This is a genomic window from Bifidobacterium sp. ESL0769 (assembly GCF_029395495.1).
Lineage (GTDB): Bacteria > Actinomycetota > Actinomycetes > Actinomycetales > Bifidobacteriaceae > Bifidobacterium.
The window spans coordinates 1,923,646-1,946,765 of record NZ_CP113918.1; the positions used below are offsets into that span (position 1 = coordinate 1,923,646).

The following is a 23,120-nucleotide window of genomic DNA, read 5'->3' on the forward strand; positions in this document are numbered from 1 at the left end:
TCAGGCGCATTTAAAGCTTGGGGCGAACGCGGCAATTCGAGGACAGGCGACGGGCTTGGCGGCCGGTGCGGCTGTGGTTTCACGCACGTCGGCAACCGCATCGGCAGCCTCGCCGGCGGCGGAATCGTAGAAACTACTGAAATTCCGGAAGGCGGCTTCTGCGACCGCGACTTCCTGATTGGCCTGCCTTTCGCCTCGGCAGGAAGCAGTATTCTTTTGTGTCTGGCGAACGAAGTATTCGCGTGGCCTGGTCTTGAAATCGTAAGCACATTTTCCATATACCCATTCAATCCACTTGTAGGGCAGGAACGCAAGCTGAAACGGGTACTGTGGTCGAATGATAGGGGTTATCCACATTTGAGGCGTGTCGCAGGGTGACTCGTCGAGCCATGCACATTCATCCACAAAAAGCGTCTCAAATCAACATAAATTATCAAGAATAACCGCAACGCAATAATAAACCATCAAAAGGAATAAAAATTACCTAAAAAAATGAGTACTACTGAATAAAGAAACTGGTCTGCAACCCAAACTTGTAGGTTGCAGACCAGTTATCGATTATCTAGCGATTAGCCGATGGAAACGACCAATCACCTATTCAATCAGTCATCGAACGGATCGAAGTCGCGGCGGACACGGCGACGCGGGCGCTCGCTGCGCTCTTCGCGGTCCTCGCGATATTCATCATAGTGATCGTCGGTCGCGTAGCGCGGGTTGCGGTCGTTGCGACGACCACCCCGATAGCCGCCACCACGGCGTCCCTCATGACGGTCGGAACGACGGTAATCGTCGCGGTCATCACGACGGCGACGCGGACGATCCTCAAAATCATCGTTGTCATCACGCTCGGCCCGATCCTCACGATCATGGCCACGACGGTCGCCACGCTCGGAACGACGACGGTCGTCACGATCCTCACGGTCCTCACGACGGCGACGCGGCCGATCCTCAAACTCGACATCGTCGCGTTCTTCGCGATCTTCACGTCCACGGCTGGAACGGCGATCATCACGATCGTCACGGTCATCACGGCGACGACGGTCATCACGATCCTCGCGGTCACGTCCGTGGCCACGGTAGCCACGCCCACCACGATCGTCATGGTCGCGACGTCCGCCACGGCCACCGCCGCGCGGGCCGGATTCCTGATCTTCGAAGCCGGGGATGGCCAGCGAAATCTTGCCGCGGTCGTCGACGCCTTGGACGGTCACCTCGACGGTGTCGCCTTCCTTCAGCACGTCTTCGACGGCGTCGATGCGCTCGCCATTGGTCAGGTTGCGGATCTGCGAGATGTGCAGCAAGCCGTCGGTGCCGGGGGTCAAATTGACGAACGCGCCGAAGCTCGTGGTCTTGACGACCTTGCCGTTGAAGTTCTCGCCAACAGCAGGCACATGCGGATGCGCGATGGCGTCGATGGTGGCCTTGGCCTTTTCAGCGCCCTCGCCGCCTTCAGAAGCGATGTAGATGGTGCCATCGTCCTCAACGCTGACGTCAGCGCCGGTCTCTTCCTGGATCTGGTTGATCATCTTGCCCTTGGGTCCGATGATCTCGCCGATCTTATCGACAGGAACAGAGGTGGTGATGATGCGCGGGGCATACGGGCTCATCTCGGCCGGGGCGTCGATGCACTCGTTGATCACCTCGAGAATCGTGGTGCGGGCTTCCTTCGCCTGCTGCAGCGCGGCAGCCAGAACGTCGGCGGGGATGCCGTCGAGCTTGGTGTCGAGCTGGAGCGCGGTGATGAATTCGGAAGTGCCAGCGACTTTGAAGTCCATGTCGCCGAACGCGTCTTCGGCGCCCAGGATATCGGTCAGGGTCTTGTAGATGTGCTTGCCGTCGACGTCACCGGAGATAAGGCCCATCGCGATACCCGCGACAGGAGCCTTAAGAGGCACGCCCGCGTCGAGCAGCGAAAGCGTGGAGGCGCAGACGGAACCCATAGAGGTGGAACCGTTGGAGCCGATGGCCTCGGAGACCTGACGGATGGCGTAAGGGAAGTCTTCTTTGCTCGGCAGGACCGGCACGAGCGCCTTTTCGGCGAGCGCACCGTGGCCGACTTCGCGGCGCTTCGGGGAGCCCACGCGGCCGGTCTCACCGGTGGAATACGGCGGCATCTCATAGTTGTGCATGTAACGCTTGGTTTGCGGGCCAGAAATGGAATCGAGCGTCTGCTCCATCTTCAACATGTTGAGGGTGGTGACGCCCAGGATCTGGGTCTCGCCGCGCTGGAAGAGTGCGGAACCGTGCACGCGCGGCACGATGCCGACCTCGGCGGAAAGCGTACGGATATCGCGCAGGCCGCGACCGTCGATACGGAAGTCCTCGGTCAAGACGCGACGACGCACGATCTGGCGCTGCAGTTCCTTGAAGGCGTTGCCGAGTTCCTTTTCCTTCTCGGCGTCATCCATATCGGTGAATTCGTCGGCGAGCTTGGCGCGGACGTCTTCCTTGATCTCGTGGATGCGCTCCTGGCGCGGCAACTTAGCAGCGATGGACAGGGCCTCATTAAGGTCGCTATGAGCAATCTCGTCGATGCGCTTGTAGAGCTCGTCCGTATACTCCGGGAAGAGCTGGAATTCCTTGTCGTTGGCCTTGCCGGCCTTCTCCTTGAGCTCGTTCTGAGCCTCGCAGATGACCTTGATGAACGGCTTGGCAGCCTCGAGGCCGCCGGCGACGACTTCCTCGTCCGGCTTCTGCTGGCCCTCGTCGTAGATCAAGTTCCAGGCGTTCTTGCCGGCGCCGGCCTCGATCATGGCGATGGCGACGTCACCGTTTTCGATGACGCGGCCGGCCACGACGATCTCGAAGACCGCGCGGTCGCGCTCGCTCCAGCGCGGGAAGGCGACCCACTGGCCGTCGACCAACGCCAGACGCACACCGGAGACCGGACCTTCAAACGGCAGGCCGGAGATCATGGTGGACGCGGAGGCGGCGTTCAAAGCAATCATGTCGTAGGCATCGTCCGGGTTGCAGGCGAGCACGGTCTCGACGACCTGAACCTCGTTGCGCAGCGTATGCGGGAAGAGCGGACGCAGCGGACGATCGATGATGCGGCAGGCGAGGATGGCGTCGTTCGAGGGACGGCCTTCGCGGCGGAAGAACGAGCCCGGGATCTTGCCCGCGGCGTACATCTTCTCTTCCACATCGACGGTGAGCGGGAAGAAATCGTAATTTTCCTTCGGGCTTGAGCCGGCGGTGGTGGTCGAAAGGACCATCGAATCGTCATCGAGGTAGGCGGCTACAGCGCCGTCCGCCTGCTGCGCGAGACGACCCGTCTCGAATCGCAACGTACGTTTACCAAATGAACCATTGTCAATAACGGCCTCTACGGCCTTGATTTCGGGACCCTCCAAGGGTTCCTCCTTTGTTTAATTCCTAATTTCCAACATACTGCAAAATGCTTTGTCAACGTCCGACCTCTGTTATTTTGCAAGGCTTACCTGGCCTCACCAACGCTGGTGGACGGCACGTTGACTTTCACTTCTCAGTCTGAAGCAGCATTGGCGGCGAACTCGCCGGAACACATATCCAGATATTTCAATTATCGACCCTCACCTTAGGGCCGTCGGTTTTTCTTCACACGCGAACATTTACAGACGGATCTACCGTCTATGCCCAATCAAACCTCTGAAAAAGCCCGAGCACAAAGCCCGGGCATAAAACAGCTATCGACGAAGACCAAGACGCTCGACCAAGGAGCGGTAACGGTTGATGTCGACCTTCTTCAAATAGTTGAGAAGACGACGACGATCGCCGACCATCAGCAGCAGGCCGCGACGAGAGTGGTTATCGTGCTGGTGGGTCTTCAGGTGCTCGGTCAGATCGGAGATACGCTTGCTCAGCAGCGCAACCTGAACCTCGGGGGAACCCGTGTCGCCTTCGTGCGTCGCATACTTGGTTACGATCTCGTGCTTTTCTTCAGCCGTAAGTGCCACGGCATCCTCCTTATAGTTGCTGCGCGGTGCCGCCGGCGTTATGCCGAAGCGCTCTCTATCCGCGGGCGAATACACGCCAAGTTTTAAGTATAGAAAGAGGTACGGATGAATGAAATCTCATCCGTTGTAGGGTACAACTTTCAGTGAGAAAAGCACCAAAAACACCCTCAAAAAGTGCTTTTCTCACTGAAAATGCCACTTACTGAGGAGAAAAGCACCATTTTGAGCACATTTTGGTGCTTTTCCCACTGGAATCAGTACACGCACCAAACAGCGGCATGGGCAACGAACGCCACATCACACCGCGGTGATCAGACCGCTGAAGAGAACGATTAAGATGGCGATGCCTTCAATGACGAAGTACATAAGGAACGAGGCCCAGCTGCGCGTCAAGACGTTCAACGGAGAGTCCTTCTTGATGCCGATCAAGAGGCCTACGAAGAGGATCACATAAACGCCGGCCGCAATCAGCGCCGCAATGATGCCCAAGTTTGCCGCGTTCGGCAGCGCCGACGAGGAACCATACATGACGTAGGTGGAAAACCAGAACTTGAATTTCAGGAGCGAAACACCGGCAATCAGCTGCTCGAAAGCCAGCAAAAGCAGGAAAAGGTTGCGCCAGAGCCACGCGTGTTCCTCCACGAAGGAAAGCGCGAACGTGGCCAGCGCGAACACGGTGACCGCCCACGAAACCAGCGCCACACCTTGCGGGGCAAACGGGCTCAAGAGCTTGATGATCTGCTTGGTGTGCTGCACGGCGAGCACGCGCCCGAGCCAATACGGCACAATGATGGCGGCCAGCAGGATGACCACATACACCACCCAACGCACCGGCCGGAATTGCTTGCGCTGAATGTCGGCCAAGGAAAGATCGGTCTGCGGAATGGAGGCTTCGGGATGCTTGGAAACGCTGACTTTCTCGACTTTGCCTTCCACGATTTCAACGGCTTCATTGCGCTGTTCCGGCTTTTCCGTTTCGTCGTTCATCAACCACGCCTCACTGGTTTTAGAAGGCATGCACAGACACACCTTCGTTTTGCCAAAGTAGATATGTGAATACTTTACCGCTGGGCTGAGAGATGAAGGAAGACGAGCTGGATCGAAAACAAAAACGAATCCGGCTCGTCAGGCTTTGCGACATTAATGACGGCTTCGGCTGTCAGCAACCAAAGCACGAATGAGGCACAAACTCATTACACCTATCCCATAGGTATCTCATGGATGCTGCAAGGCAACGTCGAGAATCAGTCGATTTCCTCGCCACGATGCTGGGCGACCTGGAAACGGTCATGATACCGTGCGTACGTCAGCATCAACGCGACCACCACCAACAGGATAATCCACCACGGGAAATCAGCGTGAACCTGCGTACCGGACATACTTTGGGCCGTGCTCTCACACCTGCCCTGGCCACCGGCCACCGGGAACACGTTGTAGCCGAGATTTCCGGCCAGATAAGCAACAGGCTCCATCTTGCCTGTACGGGTGTTGCACTTCCAGATACGCTTCTTGGGCGATGCCCCAGCGACAGGGGCCTGACCATCATGTCCCTGAGCAGCAGGCTGCGAGCCAACGACAGCGGGGGCTCCAGCACGGGCATGCGGCGTCGGAGCCATGGCCTGTGCCGTCGAGACCGCCGGAGCAGCAGTCACCGGTGAAGGCGTCGGTGTCAGGCGAGCAGGGCCGGCAGTCGCAAGCTTGGGCTGGTCAGGCGATGCCGGTGTTACCGGAATAAGAGCCCATTGAGCAGCCAACGAAATCTCTGCACGATGGGAGTCCATTTTCACTTTTTGACCGGGATTGTAGACCTGCTTATCCTTTGAATCCTGCCAACCAGTGAACTGGTATTTACCGCTGTCGTCTTTCATGCCCAGCTTATAATCATTCGGAACGGTAAGTTCGGTCTTTGCCTCATCAAGCGGCCCGCGACTGACCTTTGCCACTTTCTTGCTGGAGCCAATGCCCTTGTTCTTGCCTTGGAAAGTCAGACTATACGTATATTGCCATTTGGCGGTCATGAGTATATTTTCATGCCCGTGGAAGGTATAGACGGTTTCGCCAGGCTGATAGACATGACTATCGCCAGGCTGCGTCCAACCGACGAAGCGATAGACAGAGCCCGTCTCTTCAGCGGTGTACTTGTAATTTGACGGAATGACGAATGCTGCGCCACCAGTCGACGTCCTCTGCGTCATGGTCCCGAAGCCCTGGGTAATGTTGACCGTCTTTCCGGGCGTGAACGACAGCGAGTAATCGACCTTGGGAACCCACTGCGCGTAGAGCAGCACGTTGGAATCCGCATCACTCGTGGAAGAGCCCACCGATACCAAGTCGCCGGAATTGTACAGACGGGTCTTCCCGTCCTTATCCTGAGTCCAGCCGATAAACGTCCAATCGTTGCGCATAGGCGTGATTGGTGTGATCGCCACATTGGTGTAATCATTCAGGTCAGAATCCCCGGAATCCGAAGCAGTGGGCAGCGAGCAGACCTGGCCGGGAGCCAACGTCACGCCTTCGCAATTTGCCGCAAGCGTGGAGTCGCCACCAGCTTGGTAATCGTATGTGAGTGTATGGTGACGGTACCGGGACCATTGCGCATACAACGTGACGCGGGTACGAGAGGCCCCGGCATCAAAGCCGACCCAGGAATTACTCCCCTCAGGTGCGTAATTGACCGAGCCAGTACCATCGGGCTTCTCATTCCAGCCCATGAATTTATAGCCATTCCGCTCGAACTTGGCGTCGTTGGGCACTTTGACAGAGGAATTGTCGCTGTCACTGGGCTGCTTGATATCACCTGTGGAAGTTGAACCGGTAATCTCACCAGCAGGTGCGTTGGCGTCGAACGACAACGTGTACTGGTGAACTTTCTTCCAGTGCGCATACAACGTGGCCGAAGGATGATCCTTACCGACGGTGAAGGCGAGCTGGCTACCAGAAACCACAGGCGTATCACCGCCCGTGTCACCCCTGACGGTGCTCCAGCCAGTGAACTCCCACTCGTAATCGGCGGGGTCGCTGCTCACGCGCGTGGGTTTGGTACCAACGAACGTAAATGTATGCGAATTATCGGCATCCTTCACTTCCTGCTGGCCAGGCATACCTGAAACCGTGGTATCTATATCAGTTGCATTGGCTTCAAACGACAGCTTGTAGGCGGTCTTCCCCGTGCGCTTCCACTGCGCATACAGAGTTACCTGCGGCTTGCCTTGGGACAAATACACCACGTAGGGGCCGACGCCGGATCCTACCGCCACTCCGCTATCCATCGCAGGGAAGTTGGGGCCACTGCCATCAGGCCTGGTATTCCAACCGGTCAGAGTATAGACGTAATCATCACTGGTCACGGAATACACATTCTTGGGAACCGTCAACCACACAAACGGCACGGAATCAGAGGAACCACCGACGATGATATTGCTGGGAATATTCAACGTGGCATGGGCGCCGAGACCTAGGTTGCCGGGCTCAAGCGTCACCTGATACTTATCGATATCCCTCCACTGGCCGCGCAGGATGTTGCTGCTGCCGGGGGTAAGCGTCACTGAATCACCCTGCTGGTGAACGGTGTTGACCGGCTTGCCGTGGCTGTCCTTTTCGCCGTCAAGTTTCCAGCCGGCAAAGGTCTTATGATCCTTGTTCGGCCGCGAAGCCGGAACTTTGGCCTGCAAGCTGTTGATATGCTTGACCTCAGTTCCACCGTCGATCTTGCCATCGGCACGCACACCATAGATGGTCCGCGGAGGCATCGTGGTATCGTCGGGTTGGGCATTGGCCGCATCGCTGGGATTGAGACCCGCGAAATGAACCGTGGCCTTCGACTCCCAGACGTAGGTTCCGGGATGCGAGTCGTTACTACGCGCCACCAAAGCCGACGTCGATGAAGCGCCGTCGTGCCGCCCGCAGCTGTTCCACTCCTCACCCTTGGCGCTGTGGGTTACGCCGGAAACGGTGCAAGTCAGCGAGGCATGCACGTCATCGGTAATCTCGCCCCATTCGCCGGAATAAACCTCAGACCAATTGGTTCCATCAATAACGCCTTGATAGGGATCACCAGCGGTCTTTTGAACGGTTCCGTTCCAACCAAACATGGCCGTCGAAAGCTTCGTGTCCGGCCCGATGGTCAGACGTTGCAAGGTGTACGGGAATTGCGGGGACATGTCCTGTAGGCTTTGCTCGGTCCACCCCGACAGGTCCAGAGAAAGCAGCCCGCTCCAACAGAACATGAACCGCATATCCGTGCTACTTGATGTCTTCCAATCGCTGAGGTTGAGCAGCAAGCCGGATGAAGCACCCGTGCTGTTGAACATCTGGTTCGCCGTCGTCGCCTTACGCAGGTCCCACCCGGAAAGGTCCAGCTTATAAAGATCGAAAGCAGCATAGAACATGCCGATCATGTTTTCGACATTCGAGGTGTCCCAACCAGCAAGGTTGATGTTCGTCGCCTTGTTGTACAGGAACATATAGCTCATATCGTAAACACCGGAAGTGTCCCAACCACGAATACGGTTGCCCTGCGCATCAGTACGATAGCTCAAGTCAAGATTCTCAATGGCGGAACTTTCGAACATACGAGACATGCTGCCGTCGTTGGTCCAGTTGACATTCTTCTTGACGTTACTGGTGTCCCACTTACCGATATCGCCCACTGTAGTTAGGCTCTTGGTGCCGGTGAACACGACATCCATACCGCGAACGTGGCTGGTGTCCCAACCGGAAAGATCGATCTTGCCGTCAGATGTGGCTCGATCGCCGACTAACTTGTCGTTGCCTGCGAACATAAAAGTCAGGTCGAAGCCCAGTTTCGGGGTCTTCCACGCCGAGATGCCGTCGATCGTCTTCAATTGCGAGGTTGGGGTGCTGTTGTTGACCTCGTTATCGAACATACCGAGCATATCGTCGACATTGGCAACGTCCCAGCCGCGCAAGTCGATATGTTTCACCAACGGGTCGAACGAGAACATCATCTGCAGGTTCGTGACATTGTGGGTCTTGTTCAGACCGGTTGTGGTGCTGCGCGTACCCCAGTAGGAAAGATCGATGTCGGTGACCAACGGCATGGTGCCGAACATATCAGTGAATTCGGTGACATTGCCGACATCCCATTTCGAAATATTAACGTCAGAACCCTCGCCACCGACGCTGCCGATGGCCGAAAAGGCAAACAAATTCGTCATGTTCTTGACGTTGCTCACGTCCCAATTGGTGACGTCGAGCCGCGTGATGCCCTCGTTGATGCCATCGGGGGCATGCCGCCCGGAATTCATACTGGAGAACATGTCTTCCATGTTCGTGACTTTGGAGGTGTTCCAATGAGAGACGTCCGGGTTGCGCAGTTTGACGCAATTAACGAACAGACGCCCCATATTCGTCACATTGGAAGTGTTCCAACCGCCGACGTCAAGGGTTTCCACCCGCTCGTCGTATTGGAACATATCGTACATATTCGTGACGTTGGATGTGTCCCAGCCCGAGACCCCGATTTTCGCAATACCGCCAGGCCCTGTAGTATCCGAGGAATCGTGCCAGATATCTGAAGAAAACATATCCGACATATCGGTGACGTTATGGGTACTCGCGCCCCAATGGCTCAACGAGCTCAAATCGTCAAGCTTCGGATCACTGTCGAACATGCCGCTCATATTGGTGACACCGCTGACGTCCACGTCGCCGATGCCGTCGATCTCCGTCAAGCCGCCCAAAGCCCAGAATATTTTCGAGCTGTCAGCAGGAAAATGCGTATTCGCAGGATCCGTGAAAATAATTTTCATCGGAACGGTAATGTACGAGTCAGGAGGATTGACACCTTGACGCCACGGAGCAGTGGCAACACCGCCAACGTTACCGCCATCAACCCTATAAACGATGGCGCCATCTTCCACAGCCTTAGTGAAGTGCGCGTTGCCCCACATGCCTTCGGAACTGCGCTCAAGACCTTCATCCTGCGGACCGACTTGGGGTTGGACTTGCGTTTCTCCGGACTGTGTACCACTTTGCCGCTCGCTGTTGGCGGCGCTATCCGCTTGCGTATCAGAAGCCGATGCTGTCGGATTCTTACCCGCTTGCGTCGGCATACCCGTTCCGGGCCCAGGATTCACAGGCTTGTCTTTGGCGCTTTCAGCACTCGATGATGTGTCACTACCCGCTTGTGCCGAACCCGTCTGCGTTCCAGTCGGCACCTGGGCATGCTGCGACACTTCCTGCGTTTCGGGGGCTGGAGTCTCATCCGCGCTCGCGAAAACGATGACCGGACCGAACAACATCGCCGTGGCAACCACGGCACCCAACAACTTAGCGCTCTTCTTCTTCAACATTCTCACGACCTTTTGCACACGTAACCGCACACATCAGACTATTTTTTATATTATATCGATTGAAGAAAATTTGCAATACGTTAATGAATATAGTGACTTTATATACAAAACAAAAGGAAAACCAGAACGCTAAGACCATATACCGCAGCTTGGGATAAAAACGTTTCATACGCAGACCCGACACCAAAGCAGTAACGCCCAAGCAGCCGCCACAACCCGCGACGTTGCGGAGTGGAGCGGATGACGGGAATCGAACCCGCGTAATCAGTTTGGAAGACTGAGGCTCTACCATTGAGCTACATCCGCGTGCCATTCATACGCGACTCGAAAGTCCCGTAAAACAACGAGTTTAAGTATACACGAGGCACGGAATTGGCGACACGTTCCTTCAAATTTCGTGTCAAGCGCAGCCTGACCACTTTCACAACGCGACATTGCGACACATGAAGGCTGTATCAATAACAAAAATCGGGCATGGAATATATTTCTCAATACTCCATGCCCGATTTGTGTCAAATAATATTCAAATATATTGAAGACTATCGGGAACTACTTACTAACCTTGGCATATTCCGCCAGAAGGTTCTTGGTAAGTTCTTCGGCAACGTCTGCGCCGAGCATCATGGCCATGCCGCCTACGGTGCAGCTGTCGACGAACATCACAAGCAGACTGCTGTCCGGCATGATATTGCGGCCGAACTGCTTGTTGAGCTTGGCCACAACCTTCTCAACGATCGGGCCACCGACCGGATCGTCCTTCCATTCCTTGAAAGTGGACCACTTGGTGAGCTTGGCGACCTTGCCGTCGTCGTCAAGATCGACGAAGACAGTGTCGACGATGTCGCGGGACGAAGTGGCGACCTCGATGCCGTAAGTGCCTTCCTCGACCTTCCAGTCCTCGAAACGCTCGGACCAATAGGCGAATGCACGCGAATCCAAGTCGATGGAAACCTCAGCAGACTCGCCAGGCTCGAGATAGACCTTCTTGAATCCCTTGAGCTCGTGGACAGGACGCGCGACAGACTCCTTGGGCGGGACGACGTAGAATTGCACGACCTCGGCGCCAGCCATGGAGCCGGTGTTCTTCACAGTCGCGGTGACGCGTGCGGACTGAGGGCCGGTCTTCTCGGCCTTGGCCCCGGAGACCTCGAACGTGGTGTACGAAAGTCCGTAGCCGAAGGGATATACGACCGGCTTGTGGAAGGTGTCATAGTAGCGATAGCCGACGAAAACGCCTTCGCCGTAGTCGACATGGCCTTCCTCCCCTGGCCAATTCATCATGGTCGGATCGTCGTCCAAATCGTTGATGATGGTCTGGGCGAGCTTGCCGGACGGACTCACATCACCGAAGACGACATCGGCGGTTGCGGCGCCGCCGGCCTGGCCCAAAAGCCAGGCTTCGAGGATGGACTTGGCATCGCCGGCCCACGGCATGGAGACCGAGGAACCGTTGGAGAGGATGACCGCGACGTTCTTGTTGGCTGCAGCGACGGCTTTCAACAGCTCGACCTGCTTGGCGGGGATACTGAGCGAGGTGCGGTCGAAACCTTCGGATTCATAGGCTGCAGGCAGGCCGAGGAAGAGCAACACGGTGTCGGCGTCCTTGGCGGCGGCAACAGCCTCGTCGGTCAGAGCCGGATCCTGCGGATTGTCTTCAAGCGTGAAGCCGGGTGCGAAGTCCGCCTTGATGCCACGATTTTCAAGCGCATCCATGAAGCTGGTGAGCTTGTTCGGGTTAATCAGCGAGGAGCCAGCGCCCTGATAGCGCGGGGTACGGGCGAATTCGCCGATCACGGCCAGCTTGGTGCCGGGCTTCACCGGCAGCAAGTCATCATCGTTCTTCAGCAGAACCATGGCCTCGCGTGCGGCGCGGCGGGCGACATCATCATGCGCTTCGACGTCGTAGCGATAGCCGGCCTGGCCCTTTTCCATGGCCGGACGGGTCTTGGCGACCAGATCGATCATGCCCTGCGCCATCTTCTCAAGCTGTTCGGGTTTGATCTCGCCGTCGCGAACGGCATGCACAATCTTGTTGTCGGTGTCGGTCGGCGGCATCTCAAGGTTCAGGCCGGCGTTCAAGGCAGCGGCACGGTCGTGCACAGCACCCCAGTCGGACATGACGATGCCCTTGAAGCCCCACTCCCCACGCAGCAAATCAGTGAGCAGCCACTTGTTCTGCGAAGAATAAACGCCATTGATCTTGTTGTAGGAGCACATGATCGTCCAGGGCTGGGCGGTCTTGACGATGTGCTCGAAGCCAGGCAAATAGATTTCACGCAAGGTACGCTGCGACATGTTGGCGCTCACTCGCATGCGGTCGGTCTCCTGGTTGTTGGCCGCGAAGTGCTTAAGCGAAGTGCCGACGCCTTTGGACTGGATACCCTCAACCTCACCGCAGGCCTCGTGGCCGGCCAGATACGGGTCCTCACTCCAGAATTCGAAGCAGCGCCCTCCCAGCGGATTGCGCTTGATGTTGATACCGGGGCCCAGAATGACAGCGACCTGCTCCTGGATACACTCCTCACCCATTGCCTCGCCGGTTTCCTTCACCAGTTCTGGGTTCCAGCTTGACGACATGCCCGCAGCGGGCGGGAAACAGGTTGCAGGAACGGCCTTCTCGACGTCCATACCCTCGAGGTTCTGCGCCTTACGCAATCCGTGTGGGCCATCGGTGATGGTGTAGTTCGGAAGTCCCTTTTCAACCACCGAACCGATGCTCCACGGGTTGGTGCCACTCGTCAGCGCCGCCTGCTCTTCGACGCTAAGGTCCTTGGCGCTCGTTGTTGTCTGATTGGTCATTTTGCAACCTTTCTTTTATTTCCCGCAAACCTCATCCCTGAGTCCTGCGTTATAGCTATATCCCGTTCAGTTATTGCCAATCCGGCCATTCCTGAATTGGAGGATAACCACTTAGTTACCGACCGGTAGGTAGCTATATATTAGCATAAACTGTCGTCCGCAATAACAGACAAATGGGCAGGTTTTGAATATCTATATGAGATGCAGTTCCCAGACAGATTTATCTGTTCTGCAAACGATGGCATGATACGGTTTCGCGGGGTTTGCCGAAAGCCGAATGCTGATATCTACTACAAGACACCGGACGAACTCATCACCCGACAAGCAACACCACTGCCGAAGCGATGGGGCCATCATGAGTCAATGAGACATGCCAACGCAACGCCGGAAAATCCGCACCCAAGGATTCCCTCAATCTGGCTTCGCAAACATCGGCCAACACGACACGGGGCCGAGAGCGCGAATCGTCGAGAATCTCGATCTGGCCCCAAGGAAAATCGTCAAGTGTATACGGGTTCGGCCGATCAGCGAGCGCCTCGCACCACGCCTTGAGCACTGCTTCCTTTCCAGCCCAACGAACGGCCAGATGTGCGGCCTCATCATCATGCTTGACTTTGGCACGCGCCGCAGCCTGCCTCAATTCGCGCGTGGAAAACAGCGCCCTGAAACGCGAACCGGGTTCACGCAGCTGTTCGGAAAACGCTGCAACATCCACCACGTCGTGCCCTACCCCGAGCACCAGCGAACCATACGGCCTCGCATCCCTGCCAACTTTCGCGTCTATCACAGTTTCATGCTACCTGCCCGACATGAACTCGATGATTGCAGATTGCCTGGAAACCAAAGAGGCCCTGCCAGACGGATGCTTCCGGCAGAACCTCTTGATATAGCTCGGACGAGCCCGAAACCGCCATGCAATCAATCAGAATCGCAAGACGAAATCAAACCACAACCTACGGCTCAGATATTGGCTGAATCCAGGTTACGGTGACGCGCGAGAATGTAGTCGTTATTCCTATATGCAAACAGCAGCAGGAACAGGGGGACCAAGAACACCAGCAGCCACCAGAAATTGAAGCTCGTGTGCATCCCTGGCGCGGGCGCCGAAGCTCCAATCGAGCACTGAGGCAGACCGTTGTAGTCGGAAAGACTCCAAGCAGAGCTCTGCACATAGGCGCTGCCATCGGGTTCGATCCAGTAAACGGGCTCGTTGCCGCGCTTGCCGGACTTCATCTTTTGGTAGACATCCTCGGGAATGCACTTGGGACGCGGACGCTGCTGCTGCGGAACAGACGCCACACCGTCAGAACCGGCAGCAGGGGCCGGAGCCACGGCGTTACCGGCCACACGCTGCGCCGGAGCAAACGCCGGAGCGGCAACGGGCAACGCGACCACTGGAACAAGTGCAGACTGCCGAGGGACGGCATTCCTACCATTATTGGTGACATTCTGCGAGGCCTGATTTTGAGTTGGTGCCGTAGGGACCCTTGGAGTTGTAGGATTCGTAGGCGTCGTCGGAACCGTAGGACGTATCGGTGTCGTAGGATTCGTCGGCCTGGTAGGCATTTCGGGACTCGTCGGAGTCGTCGGCGTAGCAGGAGCCACCGGCTTAGCAGATGTCGTCGGAGTGGAAATCACAGTAGCATCTTTGGCCCACACCGCATACAACGTGGTCGTGCCAGGCGCGACCCTAATCGTACTGCCGGCGCCATAGAAGCCACCATGCATATCCTTCCGCGTCGCCCAGGTCAGAAGCTTATAACCCTCGACCTTGAACTCCTTTTTGGTGACCTGGTGCCCATAATGAAGCAGGTCGACCCCTGAAGCGGGATTCACGGTGAACACGTCATCAGGCACACTCCCGGTAGCCGTCAGACCTTCCGGTGCATTGGCTTCGTAATGAATTCTGTATTCCAAAGCCGAAGGAATAAGCGGCGTGGAAGGCACACCCTTGCTCTGCCACTGCGCCCAGAGACGAATATTCTCGCCGCGATTGAAGTTGGTGACGGTGTCGCCCCTCTTGAATGACATCTGACCGCCGTGCTTGCCGGAATTCCAACCGAGGAACTTGTAGTTCTTGGCGTGGAACATCAGACGAGGAACCTTGATTTTGATATCCTCGGCCTTGGCCCCGACCTTGCGAATCGTGACAGGTGACCCGCTGACCTTCGCGTGCTTCGGAGCGTTCTTCCTAAAGCTCACCTCGGCGAATTCCTGCCAGACATAGGTACCGCCTTCGAATCCGGAATCCTGAGTCAACGCCGCCAGGGCATGGTTGTCGTCGCTCGCGTCGCTCGTCCAGGTGTTGTCGCTCTTCGTCCAGCGGCCGGTATAGCCGTTGTCCTCGGTGGCACCGCCGGCATCAGGCGTGAAGCCGAAGAACGAATCCGCGATCTTGGTTCGCGGTCCCAGCTTCAGCGATTTCATACCATATGGGAAAGCGTACGTGCCTGAAGTCACGGCATGGGTATCCCAACCGGAAAGATCAATCGTGGTGAAAGCGAAATCACCATTGAATATATCGTCTATATCGGTGACACTGGAAACGTTCCAGTCCGAGAGTCCCTTGATTTGGGCCAGCTGCCCCTGGCGGCTGAACATGGAATCCATATCTTTGACACTCGAGGTGTCCCAACCGGACATGTCCAATGAGGTCAACAAACCGGAATGATCGGAATCGATATAAAACATCGCGTCCATACTGGTCACTTTGCCGGTCTTGAAGCCTGTAAGCCCTGAAACCTGCGTCAAAGAATAATCATCGAAGAACATATTCAGCATATCCGTGGCGGCATCGGTGCTCCAACCGGTCAGGTCAAGCGACTTCAGCGCATAATCGTCCTGGAAGAAGCAGGTGAACCACGTGTTCTTGCTCACGTCCCAATTTTTGATACCCGGCACCTCCGTCAAGTTGGGCATGTTCGCGAATATGCCCTGCATATCAGTGACCTGGCCCATACCCCAATGAGAGACATTGCCGACAGAACTGATGCCTGTGTCAAGGAACATCCATTCCGCGCACTTGGCGTGGCTCAGATTCCAGCCGGAAAGATCACCGACGCTCAAAAGCTTGGGATTACTTTCAAACATATCTCGGACATTGGTGTTGTTGCTCATATCCCAGCGCGACAAATCGCCGATGGAATCAAGCACCGAACCGCCTTGGTAATCAGTGCGGAACATATAAGAAGTATCAGTAACGGCTGAAGTGTCCCAATCGTCGAGACCGCTGATCGTGGTCAGCGCGAGGTCTTGTTCGAACATAGCGCCCATATTGATGGATACGCCCGTCTTCCATTTGCTGGAAGCCTTGGTGCCAGGCAGCCCTGCGCCCGGTGCAGTGCGCTTGGTACCCCAACCTGTCAGGTCAACGCTCTTCAGCTTAGGATCACTTCCGAAGAACGCCCCCAACTTCAGGTTGCCGGTCTGGCCTTCGAGACGGCTGAAATCAAGATCATCTACATGGTCGATGCTTTCCAGATTCGGATATCCTTGGCAGTCGAAATCGGTTTTGGGCACAAAATGCGTGTTGGTGGCGTCATCAAACACGATACGGACAATATTATTGTGCAATTGCTTGCCGTTCTCACTATGATCCAACACAACGGAGGGCTCGTTCACATAAGAGCCGAGCACACCCGAACCAAAATGCAGCACTTCCTTATTCGGCGCGGTTTCCTGAACATACCAATGCACTTTTTCGGTGCCATTCTCGTTGCCGCCCCAATCGCCCTGGGCCTTAATCGAGGGATCAGGATCGCCCTGAGCCTCGGGCTGCTGCTGCGAACGAGTCAAAGGAGCCTGCGTCTTCTGCTCGGTTTTGGCTCCGGAAATCTGCTGCGCCTGCTCGGACTCCGTCTTCTTCGGCGCTGCCACTTTCCCGGCCTCCGGCTGTGACGACGCTGAAACCACCGGGCTTTCAGACTGCTTGAGATCGGTATTGGCTTCGGCACTCTTGCTAGTGTCTGCCGACGCTACATCACTGCTTTGGGATGTTTGCGAAACAGTCGATGACGAACCTGTAGGAGTGTTGGCACTATCGGCAGAGGCCACAACACCGGTTCCGAGTGCCATTGCGGCAGCTACAAGTAGCCCAATTGCCGCCTTGTTCCAAGATTCCACTATTTCCCCTTTCCTATATGGATTTAGGGCAAACTAGATTTACAGGTACCAGCTTGAAACAGGTCGATATCCATATACCACCCCATATAGATTTCTCCTTTGCAGCAAATTGTAACACAATCGAAAGAAATGCATTAGACGGTGTTTCTTGATTTGTCTATAATAAATCGCTAATCACATGAAACCTGTATAAAAACATCGATCTCGGCGATGAGAACAAAACGCATGGCCGTTCTACCGACCATGAGCAACACATAAATATAGGAAGTGGCGGTTGGCAAATGTGATGCCAACCGCCACTTCCTTCAATCATCAGGGCCTTTCCCGTTGCCGGGAAGAGGACGAATCAGACAGAGACACCGTTGCCGGTCGCGCCGTTATAATACTGGGCGTTCTTCTTGTCATTCCGCTTGTTCTTCTCGTAGATGTACGTCGAGACGACAATCACAATCAGAAGCAACAGGAGCAGGAGCCACCACCAGTTGAAGATGTTATGGTTCTGAGCCTTCACCTCCGGGGCGGGAGGATTCGCGAAAGCGCACCTCGGCAAGCCCTCGTAATCCGAATCGCTCCACTCAGCAGGCGTGCCGTAAGCCGTCTCGTCGGCCTCGAGCCACGCGACCTTGTTGGCGTTCTTCTTCTTGTTGTTCAGCCTACGAGCCACGTCGTCAGGCATGCACTTCGGGCGAGCCTTCTTCGGGGCATTCGTCTTCACCTTGCTGTCCTGCTGATCCTTAGGTGCAGGAGTCTGGGAGGGCTGGGTAGGAACCGGAGCGGTTGCATTCGGGGATACACCTACGGTCACACGGTAGGGAGCGTAACGGTAGACGACAGAAGCCTGCGGAGCCAACGCAGCGGGTTGCACAGTGACCGCTCCACCGTTATTGCCGTTGTTGCCATTGTTTCCGTTATTCCCACCGTTGTTGTTGCCACCGGGTTGCGGACCTGGAGCCGGTGCGGGAGCTGGAGCAGGTGCCGGGCTAGGAGCTGGCGGTTCCGGTGCCGGGCTAGGCGCAGGTGCGGGCGCGGGCGCAGGAGCAGGAGCAGGAGTCTTCGTCCACTGGGCATAGAGCGTGGTCTTGCCAGGCTTGACGCTGATAATGTTGCCCACCCGATAGATACCTCGGCTACCGTCCCGAGCGGTGCTCCAGCCGATAAAGGTGTAGCCTTCGACCGTGTAGCCGCTGGCCAGAACCTGACGATCCTGATTAATCCAGTTGCCCACCTGATTGGCAGGTTGCACGTCAAAGGCATCATCAGCCATAGAGCCCGTTGCCGTCAGCCCCTGGGGTGCGTTGGCCACATAATGGATGCCATAATGTGCCGGCTGCTTTTGAATCGTGGTGGCAGGGACGGAAGACTTCTTCCACTGGGCATAGAGCTTGATGTTCTGGCCACGGGTGAAGCCCTTGACGACATCGCCCTTCTTGTAGGCCTTCTGTCCGCCGTTGGCGTCGGTATTCCAGCCCTTGAAGGCATATCCGTCAACAGTGAATGCAGAATCAGGAGCCGTGATCTCGATCTTCGAGGCATCAGGCCCAGCCTTACGAATGGTATCGAGAGAGCCAGTGAGCGTCGAGCCTTGAGGCGCGTTTCCGTCAAAGCTCAGCTCAGCGAATTCCTGCCAGACATAGGTGCCGCCTTCGAATCCAGAAGCCTGGGTCAACGCAGCCAAGGAGGCGTTATCGTCAGAAGAATCGCTCACCCAGCTGCCATCGCTCTTCGTCCAACGACTGGTATAGCCGTCGGCCTCAACAGCACCGGAAGCATCGGGCTGGAAGCCAAAGGAGGACGAACCCGGAATCCTGGTATGCGGACCAAGCTTCAGGGATTTCACACCATATGGGAAAACATTTGTGCCCGAAGTTACGGCACGGGTATCCCAACCGGAAAGATCAATCGTGGTGAAAGCGAAATCACCGTTGAACATGGAGGTCATATCGGCGACCTTGGAAACATTCCAGTGTGAAAGCCCCTTGATTTCGGTCAGTTGCTGCTGACCGTCGAACATGTAACTCATGCCAGTGACGTTCGAGGTATCCCAACCAGTCAGGTCCAAAGATTTCAACGAGCCGGAATGATTGAAACCGGAGTAGAACATCATCGTCATATCAGTTACCTTGCTGGTATTGAAATCGTCAAGGCCCTTGATCTCCGTCAATGAATAAGCACCAGTGAACATATAGTGCATAGACGTAGCAGCATTGGTATGCCAACCGGTCAGGTCAAGGGAGGTGAGTGAAGAATCTTCGTCGAACATACTCGTAAACCACCTATTCTGGCTCACGTCCCAGTTTTCAAGACCTGGTAATTCTGTCAAATTGGGCATATCATAGAATATTCCCTGCATATTCGTGACGTTGCCCATTCCCCAACCGGAAACATCGCCAACAGAGCTGATGCCGGTGTCACTGAACATCCATTCCGCACATTCGTCTTTGCTGAGATTCCAATTCGACAAATCGCCGACACTGGTAAGTTTGAAATTATATGCAAACATATCCTGGGTATTGGTATTGTTGCTCATATCCCAGCCAGACAAATCGCCAACAGAAGTCAGCTTCGAATTAGAATCAGTATCCGTCCGAAACATCATAGATGTGTCGGTGACAGCCGAGGTATCCCAATCGTCAAGTCCGGTTACCGCAGTCAATACAGTATCATCGTCGAACAAATCGCGTAAATTGATGGACACATGAGTCTTCCATTTACTGGAAGCCTTGACACCAGGAAGACCTGCACCCGGTGCGGTACGACCAGCGCCCCAACCGGTCAGGTCAACAGTCTGGAGCTTGGGATCATTAGCGAAGAACGAGGTCAAATCCAAAGTACCGGTCTGCCCTTGAAGAAGGCTAAAATCAAGGTCGCCGACATTGTCGATGCTCTCCAGATTATCATATCCGCCACAGTCGAATCGGCTTCCGGGCACGAAATGCGTGTTGGGAGCATCATCAAACACAATGCGGACGATATTGTCCCTTATTACCTTGTTCGATTGATAAGACCACAATATGTCAGTAGGCGAACCCCTATAGTGAGCACCAAGCACACCCGAACCGATATGCATCACATACTGGTTCGGCGTTGTTTCCTTTACATACCAGTGCACTTTTTGACTGCCATCGGCGTTACCGCCGAAATCCCCTTGAATCTTAATGGAAGGATCCGGGTCATCCTGCGTCGCTGGAGCCGGATCCTGTCTGGCTTGCACAGCTGGAGCCTGCTTGGCCTGCGTATCGGCCTTTGCCGAGGTTTGCGCCTTAGTAGGCTGGGTGCCAGCCTGCGGCGTCGTCGCGGAATCGCCCTGCTTTGCCTGCGACATCGCAGAAGTCGTTCCCGGCTGGGAACCGGCCGGTTGCTTCGCCTCGATATTCACTTCACCGGGCTTGTTCGTGGAAAGCCCGGCATTATCATTTTGAGACTTTTGAACCACTTGAGTGGTCGGTTGTGCGTCGGCAGTACTTGAGCTGGCCTCATCGGCAGATGCCACCACGCCGGTACCAAGAGCCATTGCCGAGGCGACAAGCAGACCAATCACCGCCTTGTTCCACGATCTCATCATTTCCTTCTTTCTCTTATACATCGTGATACGACTCTGATTTATTGGCAAAACTAAAACCATGCCAATAAATCTGACTTTAAATTCATGTACATCGTTTAACGCTACATTAATCAGATTCGTATTTAAAAATCCTCAAGCCAAACGGTCAAAAATTGCAGGTAAAAGGTACAAAAATAAGGGCGAAAAGTATCGGAATGAATGAAGATCCATCATGCAACTTTATCCTTCCCACTACAATGAGCAAAAAGAATTACACCATCGCCAAACCACGAAGATTACCGACAATAAAGCCATTTCTGTCATCATTTTTAATAAGCAAAGTATGCGATTCCTTATTTATTAGACATGTCAATCCTTTTAATTACGATAGACGATTCAAGAACTATTGCTCGATTTACAACAAGGAAATATCCGACAGAGGCGAAAGCATATATAATGAAGCAACGAAGTGGTTGTTCAGCAATGGAGCATTTAGGCCCCAAATATTGCGCAAGTATGACAAGAATGTCTGGACTGCCTATCAGGCTACTTAAACAAACAAAGTATGAGTTAATTAACCGGTAAGTGTATATTTATAAACATGTCTTACGTATGAATCGGGGAAAGCAAGAGCGGGGACTTCTCATACACAGGCATATAACGGGGAAAGAACAGGCATTTATGAGTATCACGTTCCGAGCAAATCCTGACCTGTCGGACGACGAACTAAACGTCATCATCGAGGCGGCGAAGCCCAGTGACGAAGCAATGCAGCTTATGCAGGGTATCAGAAAAATAACCCGGCTGAACACCTCCACAATCGTGGTCAACACCGAAGAATCGTTGGAGCTCATACCCATCGCGTCAATCATCGCCGTCGAAGTACATGACGACATGCTGCTGCTGCGGCTGATACAGAACAAAGCTGCGACGCAAAATCCGCGAGCCCCGAGCAACACGATCGCCACGCGCGACACACTTGCCCACTTCTTACGGCGTCTGCCCAACGAATTCGTGAGAATTTCGCGCCAGAGCGTCATCAACATCAATCATCTGCGATCATTAAAATTGAGCTATTCCGGCAATATGATAGCCAGCCTTGACGCCGAGATAGATGAGACCGTAGGACGACGATACGTAGCCGACCTGAGAAAAATAATAGGAGCATAGGCTTGCAATACCAAGAAAAATCGGCCGAGAACTTTTTGAATGGTGATACGAAAAATATCGGAGATACCGGAATCAGCGGTACGAAACAACCATCCGTCGACATCGATTTCGATTTCAACGAATGCAACGACCACGACGGACATTACAGCCACTCCAACCGATTGCCGACGCGGGGTGAATCATGGCCGCGCGCCATCCTGAGCTATGCCATCAAAGGCATACTGTTCGGCTCGGCGGGCGCGGTCTTGATTGAGATATTCATTCCCGGCTGGATTCCGATCACCAGGCTGGGAATGCTGACGATGCTCCTGATCGACGCACTGATCGGCATCGTCACACTCGTCTTGCAGCGTTCCGACCTGCCGCTGTTCGTCATCATCCCCACGCACCTGATCTGTACCTTGCTAATCTGCATCGGCTGGATCTATATCAACGGCTGGCAATGGCACGTCTTCCACGAGGAGCTCACCCTTTTCGTGGTCGGGTTCATCGTGGTGTACGTCGTGATCTGGGCTGGCATACTGTTCTATTTCAATTTCATCGCCAGCAACATCAACAGACGCTTGAGTGACAGAAAGCATATGCGCCGCAAGAACTGAAAAAATCTGGCCGCTTACCTGACCACGAACCGGCCGTTGCAATGATGCGCATACATATTGCGCTTGTCTTTGCTGGTTTCGTGATGGTAGGTCATGGCCAAAATCGCAAAAACGACGACGGCAAACACCGCCAGCACCGACCAGTTGAAACGCAAGGCTGTGTCTGCGGAAATCGCGCTGCGAGCCTGGCCCGTCGTGCATTGCTGGACCTCAATATGCTCATTCTGGTCGCAAATCGCGTTGTCACCCGCGGCATCGCCGTCATTAGGGCCTTCGATAGGCGTGACGGGAACCTTGTGGCCTTGTGGAACCGGGGTGGTGGGAGCACTCTGTGAAGGAGTATTCTGTGCAGAATTGTTCTGCGAGGGAGCATTCTGTTGCGAAAGCTGCGAAGTAGTGACCTTCGAAGTGGCATCCTGAGAAGGATTATTCTGCAAAACGGCATCATTTGAAGGAATGTTGTGCAAACTATCGCCCTGAACGGCAGCGACAATCGGGTAGGCATCGACGGCGTTGGAATTCACGGCTGCGTTCGCGGCGACGGGCGCAACACCCATAGTCGCCGCTACGCACAAACCAATCAGAATCCTCTTCAACGCCTTCATCGTTTCCCTCGACTAGCTCACTTTCCTTTATTCAG

The 23,120-nt window shown here is 55.0% G+C and carries 12 protein-coding genes and 1 tRNA gene; 2 read left to right on the forward strand and 11 right to left on the reverse strand.

Features of this window, described 5'->3' with window-relative positions; all coding sequences use genetic code 11:
* From OZX72_RS07615 to OZX72_RS07660, 10 genes are all read right to left on the reverse strand, one after another.
* Nucleotides 1-357 carry a hypothetical protein gene (locus tag OZX72_RS07615; RefSeq protein ID WP_277158105.1) on the reverse strand — a complete coding sequence of 119 codons (357 nt, stop codon included), beginning with the start codon at nucleotides 355-357 and terminating at the stop codon, nucleotides 1-3.
* A 245-nt stretch (nucleotides 358-602) separates the two neighbouring features.
* Nucleotides 603-3,353: a polyribonucleotide nucleotidyltransferase gene (locus OZX72_RS07620; protein WP_277158106.1), complete on the reverse strand. Its 2,751-nt coding sequence runs from the start codon at nucleotides 3,351-3,353 to the stop codon at nucleotides 603-605.
* 312 nt (nucleotides 3,354-3,665) lie between these two features.
* Nucleotides 3,666-3,935: a 30S ribosomal protein S15 gene (rpsO, locus tag OZX72_RS07625; protein ID WP_277142331.1), complete on the reverse strand. Its 270-nt coding sequence runs from the start codon at nucleotides 3,933-3,935 to the stop codon at nucleotides 3,666-3,668.
* A gap of 297 nt (nucleotides 3,936-4,232) precedes the next feature.
* Nucleotides 4,233-4,922, reverse strand: coding sequence for a hypothetical protein (locus tag OZX72_RS07630; protein ID WP_277159411.1), 690 nt, complete (start codon nucleotides 4,920-4,922; stop codon nucleotides 4,233-4,235).
* 257 nt (nucleotides 4,923-5,179) lie between these two features.
* Nucleotides 5,180-10,249, reverse strand: coding sequence for a BspA family leucine-rich repeat surface protein (locus OZX72_RS07635; RefSeq protein WP_277158107.1), 5,070 nt, complete (start codon nucleotides 10,247-10,249; stop codon nucleotides 5,180-5,182).
* A gap of 232 nt (nucleotides 10,250-10,481) precedes the next feature.
* Nucleotides 10,482-10,555: transfer RNA gene (locus OZX72_RS07640), tRNA-Gly, on the reverse strand.
* A gap of 243 nt (nucleotides 10,556-10,798) precedes the next feature.
* Nucleotides 10,799-13,048 (reverse strand): exo-alpha-(1->6)-L-arabinopyranosidase, encoded by a 2,250-nt coding sequence (locus tag OZX72_RS07645; RefSeq protein WP_277158108.1) that lies wholly within the window; start codon nucleotides 13,046-13,048, stop codon nucleotides 10,799-10,801.
* Between the two features lie 313 nt (nucleotides 13,049-13,361).
* Entirely contained in the window at nucleotides 13,362-13,787 is a 426-nt protein-coding gene (locus tag OZX72_RS07650; protein ID WP_277159412.1) for a holo-ACP synthase, read from the reverse strand.
* 221 nt (nucleotides 13,788-14,008) lie between these two features.
* Nucleotides 14,009-17,122, reverse strand: coding sequence for a BspA family leucine-rich repeat surface protein (locus tag OZX72_RS07655; RefSeq protein ID WP_277158109.1), 3,114 nt, complete (start codon nucleotides 17,120-17,122; stop codon nucleotides 14,009-14,011).
* A gap of 394 nt (nucleotides 17,123-17,516) precedes the next feature.
* Nucleotides 17,517-20,729: a BspA family leucine-rich repeat surface protein gene (locus OZX72_RS07660; protein WP_277158110.1), complete on the reverse strand. Its 3,213-nt coding sequence runs from the start codon at nucleotides 20,727-20,729 to the stop codon at nucleotides 17,517-17,519.
* A 663-nt stretch (nucleotides 20,730-21,392) separates the two neighbouring features.
* Between OZX72_RS07660 and OZX72_RS07665 the strand changes: the two genes are divergently transcribed.
* Both OZX72_RS07665 and OZX72_RS07670 read left to right on the forward strand, forming a co-directional pair.
* Nucleotides 21,393-21,881 (forward strand): LytTR family DNA-binding domain-containing protein, encoded by a 489-nt coding sequence (locus OZX72_RS07665; protein ID WP_277158111.1) that lies wholly within the window; start codon nucleotides 21,393-21,395, stop codon nucleotides 21,879-21,881.
* 2 nt (nucleotides 21,882-21,883) lie between these two features.
* Nucleotides 21,884-22,480 carry a DUF3021 family protein gene (locus OZX72_RS07670; RefSeq protein ID WP_277158112.1) on the forward strand — a complete coding sequence of 199 codons (597 nt, stop codon included), beginning with the start codon at nucleotides 21,884-21,886 and terminating at the stop codon, nucleotides 22,478-22,480.
* Between the two features lie 14 nt (nucleotides 22,481-22,494).
* Here OZX72_RS07670 and OZX72_RS07675 read toward each other — a convergent pair whose 3' ends face one another.
* The gene (locus tag OZX72_RS07675) at nucleotides 22,495-23,085 is read right to left on the reverse strand and encodes a hypothetical protein (RefSeq protein ID WP_277158113.1); all 591 of its coding nucleotides are present in this window, start codon (nucleotides 23,083-23,085) and stop codon (nucleotides 22,495-22,497) included.
* Between the last annotated feature and the right edge of the window lie 35 nt (nucleotides 23,086-23,120).